Origin of the sequence: Pannonibacter indicus, from assembly GCF_001418225.1 — a bacterium.
In the GTDB taxonomy this organism is placed as follows: Bacteria; Pseudomonadota; Alphaproteobacteria; order Rhizobiales; family Stappiaceae; genus Pannonibacter; species Pannonibacter indicus.
This window is the reverse complement of sequence record NZ_LIPT01000004.1, coordinates 195353-207275: the sequence shown is the minus strand read 5'-3', so window position 1 is coordinate 207275 and position 11923 is coordinate 195353. Positions and strand designations below refer to the sequence as shown.

Genomic DNA, 11923 nt, shown 5'->3' with positions numbered 1-11923 from the left:
TCCGTCACCTCAGCGCAAAGCCCCGCCGTTTCAGCAGGATCCAGAGGAAGAAGGGAGCGCCGGCCAGCGCGGTGAGAATGCCGATGGGCAGTTCGGCTGGCGTCACGATGGTGCGTGCCACCGTGTCGGCAAGAAGCAGCAGGCTTGCCCCTAGCAGCGCCGAGGCGGGCAGAAGGTAACGGTGATCCGGGCCGATGGTCAGCCGCAGCAGATGCGGCACGACGATCCCGACAAAGCCGATGCTGCCGCTGACGGCCACACCGGCCCCGGTCGCCGCCGCCACGGCGACGATGCTCAGCCGCTTCAACCGCTGAACGGGAATGCCCAGATGCCCCGCCGCCGCCTCGCCCAGCACCAGCGCATTCAGCCCGCGCGCCATGAACGGCATGGACGCAAGCACAGCGGCGATCACCGGTACGCACATCAGGATCTTGTCCTTTGTCGCGCCCGCAAGCGATCCGAGCAACCAGAAATTGATGTCACGCAACTGCTTGTCATCTGCGGTGAAGATCAGCAGGCCGATGGCAGCCCCCGCCAGCGCTGCCACGGCAATGCCTGCCAGAAGCATGGTTGCCACATCGGTGTAGCCGCCGCGCGTGCCGATCCGGTAGAGCAGTGCCGTTGTGGCAAGACCGCCGAGAAAGGCCGCGAAAGGCAGCGCCAGAATGCCGAGCGAGGCCATCAGGCCTGCCGGCAGCCAGGACCCGGCGACGATCATCAGCGCGGCCCCAAGTCCTGCCCCTGAAGAAACGCCGACGATACCGGGGTCGGCCAGCGGATTGCGGAACAGCCCCTGCATCAGCACGCCGGAGACAGCCAGCCCCGCGCCGATGAAGACGCCCACCACCATGCGCGGAAAGCGGATGTCGGCGAGGATGATCCGGTCGCGCATGGCCATCAGCCCCTCGCTTTCCTGGCCCGTCAGAATGCCGAGAACTGCATCGAAGCTCGCAAGGCCGGTCGGGCCCGTCATCAGTGCCAGCAGGATGGCAAGGATCAGGAGGACGGAGAGCCCGGCAATCACCTGCCGCGCCCGCCCGCTGCGGTCCCCTTCGAGAGGCCCGTGATCTGCGGCCACTGTTTCAGCTGCTGTCATGGCCATCTGCCGGTCCCTCACTGGCTGGCAGCCGCGGCCTTGTCAAAGGCGGCGGAAAGCTCGCGCACGGCATCGGCGGTGCGCGGCCCGAAGCCGATCATGAACAGCCCGTCCATGCGCACGATGTGCCCGGCCTGAACAGCAGGCGTCAGCGACAGCGCCGCATGGCCACGCATTTCCTCCAGCGTTGCATCATGCTGGCCGCCGCGATCCATCATCAGAATGATGTCGGGCTTTGCCTCCGTGATCGCCTCATCGCTCAAGGGCTTGTAACCGTTGAAACCGGACACCGCGTTGACGCCGCCGGCAAGCTGAATGACCGCATCGGCAGCAGAACCTTCACCGGAAGCCATGATGCGCCCGCCCTGCAGGGACAGAATGAAGAGCACGCGCGGCTTGACCTCACGCTTGGCCGCAGCTTCCGCCACAGCCTTGAGATCGGCTTCCAGCTTCGCCGCCAGATCTTCCGCCTTGTCTTCCAGCCCCAGCGCCTTGCCCACCACGCGCACCTTTTCGGCAACGCCTTCTGCGGTGTAGCGGTCCGGCACCATGACGAGCGGCACTCCGGCCTTCTTCAGCACATCCAGCGCTTCCGCAGGGCCGCTGCCCTCAATGACCAGCAGGCCATCGGGAGCGGCCGCCAGCACGCCTTCCGGCGACAGGGCGCGCATGTAACCCGTGTCGGGCAGCGCCAGAGCCTCGGGCGGATAGGAGCTGGTGCTGTCCCGCGCCACCAGACGGTCTTGCGCGCCAAGGGCATAGACCACTTCCGTGACAGCCCCGCCAACGGAGACGATTCGCTGTGCCCCGGCCAGAGAGGCAGGCTCCTGCGCACGGGCTTCAGGTGCCGTGAAGCCCAGTCCAAGGCTCAACAGTGCGGCCGCCATGGGCGTGAGCGCCAGGCCGCACGGAAGGGAAAGAGAGGAAAGCAGACGCATCATCATATCCTTACAAGACGCTGGGCTTATTCGGCCGCAGACGGCAGCACCGCTGTCTGCGGAGCAAGGCGCGGCAGGTGTTCCACCAGTTCGCGCCAGTCGCTGCGCTCATGGTTGCCCTCACCGCGCACGCCGAAGAACTGGATGATCAGATTGCCATCGGCCCCATAGGCTTCCAGCGACGTCACATGCCCCACATCCGCGCCCTTGCGCACGGCCCAGATCTCGCTGATGTGGTCGAGCCGCAGATGCAGATGGAATGTGGGGTCCATGACATTGATCCAAGGCCCCATCTCCTTGATGTTCATCACCGGGCCGGAGTGAATCTGCACGCATCCCCGGTTGGCAACGAAACACATCAGCGGGATCGCATTGCCGGACACCAGCCGCAGCATGACGCGGATGCTGTCGCCATCCACCTGCCAGGCCTTGTCTTCACCCGCCAGCGCCAGTGCATTGATGCGCTCGATGTCGAGTTCGCGCAGGATGTTGAAGAACTGATGCGGATCGTTCATGGCCGACCAGCGGCTGCGCAAGTCGCCGGCCTTGCTGCTATCGAGCGGGCGGCGTGGCTCAGGCCGCGGGCGCTGCGGGACTGTGCCAAGGCCCGGCGTCTGGTCAGAGAGCGCAAGGCGCTCCACCAGCGCCTCGAAGGCTTCCACATTGGAAGCGGCGCGCAGATGCACCTTGAACACGGCTTCGCCATGAGCATCGAACACCTGCAGGCTACGGCGCGGCCCCTGATCAGAAGGCTTTTCCACCGCGAAAGCATGCACCCAATGCACCGGGAACATGCGGGTGTCGATCTGGCTGCCCAGCATCAGGCCGGTGCGGGTGCCATTCACGAACTTTTCAAACGGCCCGATCTTTTCATGGACGGCGCTTTCGTTGCGGGTCAGCGCCATCACCTCCCCCACAGCCTGCATGCCCTCGCAAATGCCGGCCATCGAAGCCTCGACACGGCGCACGCCATGGCCGCAGAACGCGGCCACAAGCTGCGCCTCGCTGATCCCCAGTTCCTGCGCCAGATCGCGCTCGCGGCGGTCCGGATTGGCGCTGACAGCGGCGCGGATCTCCTCCGGCGCCAGATCGCGATAGGCAGTCATGGTCATGTGTCTTCCCCGCTTTGTTGCGTGGCCGGCTCCCGAGGACCGGCAAGGGCCAGCACCTGCCAAAGGCAGAGCTTTGCAGGCGCATCTTTGAATGGCGCGTAACGGGTTCCGGCTGCCGGAAGCTGGGGTTTTGCCTGGCAGGCATGCCGTTTTGTTCAAACCCATCCGGCAGGTCCAACCGCGCAAGGGCCTGCAGAAAATGCTGACCTGCGACAGGATCGTCACCGCCGATAGTTGACTTCAATATTCATCTTTTGTATCGACCGCAATACCTGAATACGTTAATCAGGTTTTAGAGTTTCACAGTTCAGCGAGCGAGCCCTTTGCCAGCCAGCGGGATAGACCAGAAAGAGGCGTATGAAATGACTCGCGGACGGAGCACGGCAGGGTTTTGGCTGAACGGCGTGGCGCTGATTGCGCTCGCCTATGCAGGCAGTGCAAATGCGCAGCAGGCTACGGTAGCAGACAAGGTAACAGACAAAGCAGAAAACAAGCCGCAGGCCGTCACGGCCTTGCAGAAGATCGTTCTCGGCACCGGGCAGGAGAAGGTCGCCATCGATACACCGCAGGCCGTGACGGTGATCGATCAGGAGCAGATCGACAACGCCCAGGCGACGACCATCGGCGATATTTTCAAGCAGACGCCGGGTGTGACAATGACCGGCAGCGACCGTATCGCAGGGCAGTCATTCAACATCCGCGGCATCGGCGATCTGGGGTCGGCGGACGAATCCAAGATCATCATCACCGTGGATGGCGCCAACAAGTTCTTCGAAATGTACCGCATGGGCTCGTTCTTTTCCGACCCTGAACTCTACAAGCGTGTCGAGATTCTGCGCGGACCTGCCTCCTCGACCCTGTATGGCGCGGGCGCATTGGGTGGCGTGATCAATTTCGAGACCAAGGATGCTTCCGACTTTCTTGAAGACGGCGAAACGGTTGCCGTCCGGCTCAAGACCAGTTTCGACAGCAACAAGAGCGGCCTCATGACGTCAGCCATCGCAGCCATGAAGCTCGGGCCCGATACAGAAGCCCTGCTCAATGGCAATTTCCGCCGCTCGGATGACTACGAAACCGGCAATGGCACCCGCATCACCGGATCAGCCTTTGACAGCTTCTCCGGTCTTGCCAAGGTCACGCATTATTTCGGCGACGGCAAGGAGCAGTCCCTGCGCATCTCCTACGAGCGCTGGCAGAGCGACGCGGATAACACCGCTTACTCCCAGACAGGTACGCTGGATACCTTCGGCAGGATCGACCGTGACATCACCGATCAGACGGTGGTGGTGCGTTATGAAAACCCGGCCGCCGGCAATCCGTTCCTGAACATGAAGGTCAACCTCTCGCTCTCGGATACCAAGGTGGCCCAGAAAAATGCCAATGTGGCGGCCTCTATTGCTGCCCGCTCGCCGGATCTGTTCCGCGATGCCGATTATGGCTACCGCACCTGGCAGGCCAAGGCAGAGAACACCTTCGAGTTCAAAGGTGAAAGCTGGGAAAACTATCTGACCGCCGGCACTCAGCTCAGCTATCAGGAACGCATAGCCGGCACCAATGGCGGCTCCGGCTGGGTTGACTTCCACCCTGAGGGCACAGACACGAAGATCGGCGTCTTTGCGCAGAACGAATTCATCTGGAATGACCGGCTGACCATCACGCCGGGCATGCGCCTCGACTATGTGACCGTGCGTCCGGACAGCGTCATCCCGAATGCCTCCACCCAGACGGATTACGCCTTCTCGCCGAAGCTCGCCGCGCTCTACAAGTTCACGGACAGTTTCTCGGTCTTCGGCTCGGTTGCCCGCACCGAACGACTGCCGACACTGGACGAACTGTTCTCGACAGGCGCCCCCAGCTCGACCTATCCCGGCGGGCGCACCGTCAGTCTTGATCTGAAGAAGGAGGAATCCTTCAACTACGAGGCAGGCTTTGCCGTCAGCCGGCAGGACCTGTTCCTCGACAATGACAGCATCGCGCTGAAGACCACCGGCTTCTACAACGATCTGACGAACCTGATCACCACGGGCCCGCAGCGGCAAGCCTCGGCTGTCCCCTATTACGTGAACGCCCACAGCGCGCACATCTACGGCGTGGAACTCGAAGCCGCCTATGACTCACGCTACGTGTTTGCCAGCGCCGCCTACAGCTGGACGCGCGGCAAGAACGATACCACCAATGCGGCCCTGACGACCATTCCGGCAGAAACGGTGGCCGTCACCCTCGGCGGCCGCATCCCGGACTACAATGTCAATTTCGGCTGGCGCGCCGAGTTCACCGGCTCTGCCGATGCCGGCGCCACCACAGGCCCCTTCCCCGGCTATGCGCTGCACGATGCCTTCGTGAACTGGAAGCTCGATGAGGGCCAGTTCAAGGGGCTGGAGCTGCGCGCCGCCGTCGAAAACATCTTTGACAAGCGCTACCGCAACAATCTCTCCGGCGATGATGGCAAGGGGCGCACGTTCAAATTGTCCGTCAACAAGAAATTCGGATGGTGACATGACACTGGCACGCAAATTCGAAGTGATCGCAGCCGCCGCGCTGTTGGTCTCCACCCTTTCCGGCGCAGTTCTGGCCCAGACAAGCCCGGCAGCGGCGGACGGTGTCAAGCTGGAGCTGAACCGTGCGGCGGATGCCGGTAACGGCTGCCTCCTGACTTTCGTTGCCACCAATGGCACCGGGGCAGCGCTGGAGACGGCAGGCTTCGAATTTGTGCTTTTCAACAAGGAAGGACTGGTGGACCGCATGACCGTCTTCGACTTCGGCGCCCTGCCGGAAGGCAAGACCGTGGTCCGCCAGTTCCAGATCCCGAACCAGCCCTGCGCGGGCATCGGTTCCATTCTCGTCAACGGCGCATCCGGCTGCAAGGCTGCCGCTGCCAGCCCGCTGTGCAGCGCGCCGCTGACCACAACAAGCCGCACAGACATCGGCTTCACCCGGTAAGGACACGGATATGCTGGACTCTCCCTATCTCGCCCCGGTCTTCAGCCTGATCGAACTTGGCGGCACGGTCGTGGCCCTCATCGCCGTCATGTCGGTTGTGGCTGGCGCCATCGTCATCGCCAAATTTGTCCAGTTCGCCCGCTTCCGCACGGCCCGGCCGGGCCGGGCCCGGGAAGCAGCAGGCCTGTGGCGGGCCGGCCGGCGCAAGGAGGCACTGGTGCGCCTCGCCCGTCCCGTCAGCGCCGCAGAACATGCGGTCGTCACCGCCATGCGCCTGACGGCAGCCGGCCAGATGGACCGCAGCGCTATTGAAGACGAAATCGCCCGGGTGGCAGCCCAGCAGCTGCATTCGCTTCAGTCCGGCACCCGTGCGCTTGACAACATTGCCCAGCTTGCCCCGCTGCTGGGTCTGTTCGGCACGGTTCTGGGCATGATCGACGCCTTCCAGGCCCTGCAGAACGCGGGAGATGCGGTGGATCCGTCGATCCTTGCCGGCGGCATCTGGGTGGCTCTGCTGACCACCGCTGCGGGCCTTGCCGTCGCCATGCCGGTGGCCGCCCTGCTCGCCATGTTCGAATCCTGGATCGAAGCCGAGCGCATTGCCGTCGAGACCCTGAGCGCCCAGGTTCTGGTGGATGTTGCCCAACATGACCACGAGCGCCACGCCCCGGCCGCACAGGATGGCGCTGTCCTCGGGAAGGTTTCCCATGCGCATTAACATGCCGCAGCGGCGCAGGCGGCCGCTGTCGATGACCTCCCTCATCGACGTGATCTTCCTGCTGCTGCTGTTCTTCATGCTGTCCACCACCTTCACCCGGTTTGCGGGGGTGGATCTGGGCAAGCCCGGTCAGGCTGGCGGCGGCGCCTCCGGCACGCCGGGCATCCTCGTTTTTGTCGAGGCCGACGGCCTGCGCATCAACGGTGTGACCGTAATGCCCGAAGAGATGGCAGACCGGCTGGCAGACCTGCAGGACAAGGGGGCGACCTCTGCGCTCGTCGTTGCCCGCGAAGGGGCAAATGCCCAGGGCCTGATCGACGCCGTTCAGACCGTGCGCCGCCTTGCGCCGGCGCTTACCCTGCACGTCGCCCGCTAACGGGCGCGGAAGGCAAGGAGCTACAGACATGGCCGTGCGGATCCCGCTCGAAAAAACCAGGCGGAAGATGGAAAGCACCATCTCGCTGATCAACATCGTCTTCCTGATGCTGATTTTCTTTCTGGTCGCAGGCCAGCTTGCGCCCCCGGCCGACAAGCAGGTCGATCTGGTGGAGACCACCGATGCAGAAAGCCTGCCGCCGCCTGAGGCGCTTTATGTGCGCGCGGATGGCACGCTGGTGTTCCGCGGTCAGCCCACGGATGCAGCTTCCTATCTCGCCGCCAACCCGCTGCCCGCCGAAGGGCCGGACAGCCTGTTGAAACTCGGTGTGGACCGCAACCTTGATGCGGCACGTCTCGTGGAAATCGTTGACGAGCTCTATGCCGCCGGTGCGCCGGCAATCCGTGTCGTGACACGGAAGGCAGGCACGCAATGAAACTGAGACCATGGCACCTGGGTGCAGCCCTTCTGGCATCGGTGACACTGCATTTCGGCGCAATTGCCCTGACCGTCGACACCTCCGAGGAGCCGGCCCTGCTTCAAGGCGGCGGCGGGGCCGTCTCCATGCTGGGCGAGGCCTATACGGACATGCTGACCTCCGGCGATCCGGACACCGCCAACGCGGTTGCCGCCGAGTCCCCCGACACGCTGGCGCCGGTTGATCCGGACGCCGCCGAGCCGGAGACGCAGGAGCACATCACCGCGCAGGACATCCCGGTGCAGGAAGCCACCGAAACGCCCGTTCAAGAGCCGCTGCAGCAGATGGCGGAAGTCCAGCCGCAGGATATCAAGCCGCAGGAAATCGCGCCGGTGGAAGAGCTGGCCATCCAGCCGCTGACCAGCGCGGAGGCCATCGCGCCGATCAATGAGACGCCGGAAGAGACCGTCACCGCAATCGAGCCTGTTCCCGTGCCGGAAATGCGGCCGAAGGATCTGCCGGTCAAGGTGGCTGAGGCAGCAAAGCCCGTGCAGCCGGTCAAAAGGACCCAGACGAAGAAACCGGAAGCACAGCGCCAGCCAAGCACACAGAAGGGCAATAGCAGGGCCAATGCGGTTCAGGGCGCAGGCGGCGCCGCCGATCAGGTGGCCTCGCAGGGCAGTTCCGAAAATCAGGGCCAGTCAACGATCCTCGGCAATTCGGACCGCACCAACTACAAGGGCCAGGTTCAGCGGGCTCTGCAGCGCGCGATGCGCCGCGTCCGCTCCCGCGAGGCAGGCCTTGCCACCGTCTCCTTCGTCGTCAGCAAGGACGGCAGCGTTTCGGCCATTCGCATCTCCAGCAGCTCCGGCAATCCGGAGGTGGATGAAGTCGCGCTGGAACTCGTCCGCCGCGCCGCGCCCTTCCCGCCCATTCCGGCAGAAGAAGGCCGCTCGACGTGGAATTTCAACGTTCCCGTCGAGATCACGCGCCGCTAAGCTGAGTTGAACCGGCCTGGCAGCCCCATGATGGCTGGCAAGCAAACGGAGAGCGGAGAGCACAAATGCCTGCACCGGAAGATGCCACGATGATGACCGCCCGCGACGGGCTTGATCCGGCCCTGCGCGGCACAAGGTGGCAGCACCGCAAGACAGGCGGCATCTACCGGATCATTGGCAAGTGCCGGATCGAGGCCACGGGCGAAGAGGCCTTCCTCTATCAGGGGGCCGAAGGCACCATCTGGGCCCGCCCTTGCGGCGAATTCATGGACGGGCGGTTCAAGCCTCTGGACGCCAACTGAGCCTCAGGCCACAACGATCCGGTCTTCAAGACGGAAACGGAAGATGCGGGCGATCTGGGCCAGTGCGGTCTCAAATTCGGCCTGCGGGCTGTTGCCAAGCCGTGCCTCGAAAGCATCAAGGATCATGTGCTTCGTTGCGCCCTTCACCGCAAAAATGAACGGGAAGCCGAAGCGGGCGCGGTAGGCATCGTTGAGCCTGGTAAACCGGGAAAATTCCTCTGCCGTCAGCCGGTCAAGGCCAGCGCCCGCCTGTTCCTTCCGCGAATCCTCGGCAATGTCCCCGGCAATTGCGGCCCTGCCCGCCAGATCCGGATGGGCCCGGATCAGCGCCAGCTGCTGCTCGTGCGAAGCCGCGCGCATGGCTGCTTCAAACGCGGCAATCAGATCCTCCCGCCGGACAAAAGGCCCCGCCGCGAAAGCCTCCGCCGCCACCCAGGGGGAATGTTCGGCCACATCCGCGAAGGCGGCCATGAAAGCCTCATGGTCGAGCCCGGCCAACGCCGCTTCAGGAATGGGAAAGGCAATCTGCGTGGCGGACATGGAAGAGTGCTCCAGCTGTCTTGTATCCCGGTCCATTCACTTGTTCCGGGCAATCCAGCGCCCAAGTTCCTCACGCTGTTCCGGCGTCATGCCCGTCTCGTTGCCGAGCGGCATGGCATCGGAGAGCACGGACTGGGCCATCACCTGATCAGCATAACGCCGCAGCTCCGCCAGCGTTTCCAGATGAATGCCCTTGGGCGCATCCGTGAAGCCTTCATGAGTCGGGGTTGCCGCATGACACATGGCGCAATGGCTGCGGATCAGCGTCAGCGCCGTGGCATCGGAAACAGCCTCACCGCCGGAAAAATCACGTGGTGCAGTCATCACCAGCGCTGCGGCAAAGCCAAGCGCGGCGATGGGCAAGCTCCACCAGTAACGGTTCAGCGGGTCGCCCGCCTCATGCCGGTTGAGGAAATGCCGCACCATGCCACCCATCAGCAGCACGAGCCCGACGAGAAGCCAGGCCTGCGGATGGCCGGTGAGCATGGGATAGTGGTTCGACACCATCATCAGCAGCACGGGCAGCGTCAGATAGTTGTTGTGCACCGAGCGCTGCTTGCCCATCTGGCCGAGCCTCGGGTCCGGCGCCTCACCGCGCAGCAGGCTGGTCACGATCTTCTTCTGGTTCGGGATGATCAGGCCAAACACATTGACGGCCATGATCGTGCCGATGAAAGCGCCCACGTGGATCAGCGCCCCGCGCCCGGAGAACACCTGCGTGAACATGTAGGACGCAGCCATGATCAGCGCGAAGACACACAGCGCCAGCAGCGGCGTGCTGCGGCCGATGGGCGAGCGGCACAGCCCGTCATAGATGAACCAGCCGGCGGCAAGGCTCAGGACGGAAATCAGCACCGCCTCTGATGGCAGCATCTGAAGCTTATTCACATCAATGAGATAAGACGATGCATTGAAGTAATACTGCACCACCAGCAGGGCAAATCCGGTCACCCAGGTGAGATAGGCCTCCCACTTGTACCAGATGAGATCCTGCGGCAGGTAGGCAGGGGCAACCGTGAACTTCTCCACATGATAGAACCCGCCGCCATGCACCTCCCAGGCCGTGCCGTAGACGCCCTCGCGCATGCCCTCCCGCTTGCGCAGCGAAAGATCGAGGGCGATGAAGTAGAAGGACGTGCCGATCCAGCCGATGCCTACCACCAGATGGGCCCAGCGGAAAAGCAGATTCAGCCATTCAGCGGCAAAGGTCATGGTCATGGGCAGGCTCTGGATCGGGATTGTTATTATCTGAAAGACATGCGCAGCCACGCCGGAAGGCCCGGCCGCGCACGGTCATGGTGCAGAAGCAAACGGCCCGCAGGTTCGGCACATGCGGACCCAAGCTCCCCTTACTGCGGCAGCTTGTCGTCGATGCCCTTGACGTACCAGTTCATGCCGAGAATGGCGCCATCGTCGAGACGCACGCCGTCAGCGGCCGCTTCCGAACCGTCCTGCTTGGTGATCGGGCCGGTGAAAGGCTCCCAGCCGCCCTTGATCTTCTCTTCGGTTTCCTTCGCCATGGCGACGACATCGTCCGGCAGGTTGGTGTAGGGCGCCATCACCACATGGCCTTCCTTGAGGCCAGCCCAAGTCTGCTCGCTCTTCCAGGTGCCGTCGAGGACAGCCTGAACTCGCTCGATGTAATAGGGTGCCCAGTCATCGATGATGGCGGTCAGCTGCGACTTCGGTGCAAAGTTGATCATGTCGGAAGCCTGACCGAAACCAAGCACGCCGCGCTCCTCAGCCACCTGCAGCGGTGCGGTGGAATCGGTGTGCTGCGAGATGATGTCGGCGCCCTGATCGATCAGCGCCTTGGCCGCATCGGCTTCCTTGGCCGGATCGAACCAGGAATTGGCCCAGACGATCTTGACCTTGAAGTCCGGGTTCACGGACTGGGCGCCGAGCAGGAAGGCGTTGATGCCGGAGACCACTTCCGGGATCGGGAAGGAGCCGATGTAGCCGGCGGTGCCGGTCTTGGACATCTTGGCCGCGATCTGGCCGATGATGTAGCGGCCTTCGTGGAACTTGGAGTTATAGGTCGCAACGTTTTCGGCCGTCTTGTAGCCGGTGGCGTGCTCGAACTTCACATTCGGATACTTCTGCGCCACCTTGATGGTCGGGTTCATGTAGCCGAAGGAGGTGGTGAAGATAATGCCGCAGCCTTCACGGGCGAAGCGCTCGATGGCGCGCTCGCTGTCCGGGCCTTCCGGCACGTTCTCCAGATAGGCGGTTTCGACCTTGCCGCCGAAATGGGCTTCGACAGCCTGGCGGCCCTGGTCGTGCTGGTAGGTCCAGCCGAAGTCACCCACCGGGCCGATGTAGACGAAGCAGGCCTTGAGGTCGGCAGCCTGAGCAGTTGCGAGCGAGCCGGCCAGTGCGGCGGCGGCGACAGTGGCTTTCAGCAGAGTCTTCATGTTCACACTTCCCCTTCGGTTCTCGTTGGGACCGGGTATGCAGCGGGTCCAAAGATGGTGGCCGGGACCGG

13 protein-coding genes are annotated in these 11923 nt (G+C 63.5%); 7 read left to right on the top strand and 6 right to left on the bottom strand.

Annotated elements, in window-relative coordinates; translation table 11 throughout:
* Positions 1-4: 4 nt before the first annotated feature.
* The 3 genes from ASC48_RS09220 to ASC48_RS09210 all read right to left on the bottom strand — a co-directional run bounded on the left by ASC48_RS09220 (position 5) and on the right by ASC48_RS09210 (position 3146).
* Positions 5-1096, bottom strand: a complete 1092-nt coding sequence (locus ASC48_RS09220; RefSeq protein WP_055455527.1) for a FecCD family ABC transporter permease — start codon at positions 1094-1096, stop codon at positions 5-7.
* A gap of 17 nt (positions 1097-1113) precedes the next feature.
* The gene (locus ASC48_RS09215) at positions 1114-1983 is read right to left on the bottom strand and encodes a heme/hemin ABC transporter substrate-binding protein (RefSeq protein ID WP_055455526.1); all 870 of its coding nucleotides are present in this window, start codon (positions 1981-1983) and stop codon (positions 1114-1116) included.
* A 77-nt stretch (positions 1984-2060) separates the two neighbouring features.
* Positions 2061-3146 carry a hemin-degrading factor gene (locus ASC48_RS09210; protein WP_082440055.1) on the bottom strand — a complete coding sequence of 362 codons (1086 nt, stop codon included), beginning with the start codon at positions 3144-3146 and terminating at the stop codon, positions 2061-2063.
* A 362-nt stretch (positions 3147-3508) separates the two neighbouring features.
* Here ASC48_RS09210 and ASC48_RS09205 point away from each other — a divergent pair, with 362 nt between their 5' ends.
* From ASC48_RS09205 to ASC48_RS09175, 7 genes are all read left to right on the top strand, one after another.
* Positions 3509-5641, top strand: coding sequence for a TonB-dependent hemoglobin/transferrin/lactoferrin family receptor (locus ASC48_RS09205; protein WP_072242575.1), 2133 nt, complete (start codon positions 3509-3511; stop codon positions 5639-5641).
* A 1-nt stretch (position 5642) separates the two neighbouring features.
* The gene (locus ASC48_RS09200) at positions 5643-6086 is read left to right on the top strand and encodes a hypothetical protein (RefSeq protein WP_055455452.1); all 444 of its coding nucleotides are present in this window, start codon (positions 5643-5645) and stop codon (positions 6084-6086) included.
* 10 nt (positions 6087-6096) lie between these two features.
* A complete protein-coding gene (locus ASC48_RS09195; protein WP_055455451.1) occupies positions 6097-6804 on the top strand; it encodes a MotA/TolQ/ExbB proton channel family protein in 708 nt (235 codons plus the stop codon).
* Positions 6794-7180 carry a biopolymer transporter ExbD gene (locus ASC48_RS09190; protein WP_055455450.1) on the top strand — a complete coding sequence of 129 codons (387 nt, stop codon included), beginning with the start codon at positions 6794-6796 and terminating at the stop codon, positions 7178-7180. Before ASC48_RS09195 ends, ASC48_RS09190 begins: the two co-directional genes overlap by 11 nt.
* A gap of 28 nt (positions 7181-7208) precedes the next feature.
* Positions 7209-7616, top strand: coding sequence for an ExbD/TolR family protein (locus ASC48_RS09185; RefSeq protein WP_055455449.1), 408 nt, complete (start codon positions 7209-7211; stop codon positions 7614-7616).
* Complete coding sequence (locus tag ASC48_RS09180) at positions 7613-8596, top strand: energy transducer TonB family protein (RefSeq protein WP_055455448.1); 984 nt, start codon at positions 7613-7615, stop codon at positions 8594-8596. The genes ASC48_RS09185 and ASC48_RS09180 overlap by 4 nt, the downstream gene beginning before the upstream one ends.
* 65 nt (positions 8597-8661) lie before the next feature.
* On the top strand, positions 8662-8898 hold the full coding sequence (locus tag ASC48_RS09175; RefSeq protein ID WP_055455447.1) for a DUF1653 domain-containing protein: 237 nt from the start codon (positions 8662-8664) through the stop codon (positions 8896-8898).
* 3 nt (positions 8899-8901) lie between these two features.
* Here ASC48_RS09175 and uraD read toward each other — a convergent pair whose 3' ends face one another.
* The 3 genes from uraD to ASC48_RS09160 form a co-directional block, all read right to left on the bottom strand.
* Positions 8902-9438: a 2-oxo-4-hydroxy-4-carboxy-5-ureidoimidazoline decarboxylase gene (uraD, locus tag ASC48_RS09170; RefSeq protein WP_055455524.1), complete on the bottom strand. Its 537-nt coding sequence runs from the start codon at positions 9436-9438 to the stop codon at positions 8902-8904.
* A 36-nt stretch (positions 9439-9474) separates the two neighbouring features.
* Positions 9475-10656, bottom strand: coding sequence for a urate hydroxylase PuuD (locus ASC48_RS09165; RefSeq protein ID WP_055455446.1), 1182 nt, complete (start codon positions 10654-10656; stop codon positions 9475-9477).
* 131 nt (positions 10657-10787) lie between these two features.
* On the bottom strand, positions 10788-11852 hold the full coding sequence (locus tag ASC48_RS09160) for a BMP family ABC transporter substrate-binding protein (protein ID WP_055455445.1): 1065 nt from the start codon (positions 11850-11852) through the stop codon (positions 10788-10790).
* Between the last annotated feature and the right edge of the window lie 71 nt (positions 11853-11923).

Excerpts from the sequence above, each read along its gene's own strand:
- ASC48_RS09220 (WP_055455527.1), bottom strand. The coding sequence starts at position 1,096 with ATGACAGCAGCTGAAACAGTGGCCGCAGATCACGGGCCTCTCGAAGGG.
- ASC48_RS09215 (WP_055455526.1), bottom strand. The coding sequence starts at position 1,983 with ATGGCGGCCGCACTGTTGAGCCTTGGACTGGGCTTCACGGCACCTGAA.
- uraD (WP_055455524.1), bottom strand. The coding sequence starts at position 9,438 with ATGTCCGCCACGCAGATTGCCTTTCCCATTCCTGAAGCGGCGTTGGCC.
- ASC48_RS09200 (WP_055455452.1), top strand. The coding sequence starts at position 5,643 with ATGACACTGGCACGCAAATTCGAAGTGATCGCAGCCGCCGCGCTGTTG.
- ASC48_RS09185 (WP_055455449.1), top strand. The coding sequence starts at position 7,209 with ATGGCCGTGCGGATCCCGCTCGAAAAAACCAGGCGGAAGATGGAAAGC.
- ASC48_RS09180 (WP_055455448.1), top strand. The coding sequence starts at position 7,613 with ATGAAACTGAGACCATGGCACCTGGGTGCAGCCCTTCTGGCATCGGTG.
- ASC48_RS09190 (WP_055455450.1), top strand. The coding sequence starts at position 6,794 with ATGCGCATTAACATGCCGCAGCGGCGCAGGCGGCCGCTGTCGATGACC.
- ASC48_RS09165 (WP_055455446.1), bottom strand. The coding sequence starts at position 10,656 with ATGACCATGACCTTTGCCGCTGAATGGCTGAATCTGCTTTTCCGCTGG.
- ASC48_RS09195 (WP_055455451.1), top strand. The coding sequence starts at position 6,097 with ATGCTGGACTCTCCCTATCTCGCCCCGGTCTTCAGCCTGATCGAACTT.
- ASC48_RS09175 (WP_055455447.1), top strand. The coding sequence starts at position 8,662 with ATGCCTGCACCGGAAGATGCCACGATGATGACCGCCCGCGACGGGCTT.
- ASC48_RS09205 (WP_072242575.1), top strand. The coding sequence starts at position 3,509 with ATGACTCGCGGACGGAGCACGGCAGGGTTTTGGCTGAACGGCGTGGCG.
- ASC48_RS09160 (WP_055455445.1), bottom strand. The coding sequence starts at position 11,852 with ATGAAGACTCTGCTGAAAGCCACTGTCGCCGCCGCCGCACTGGCCGGC.
- ASC48_RS09210 (WP_082440055.1), bottom strand. The coding sequence starts at position 3,146 with ATGACCATGACTGCCTATCGCGATCTGGCGCCGGAGGAGATCCGCGCC.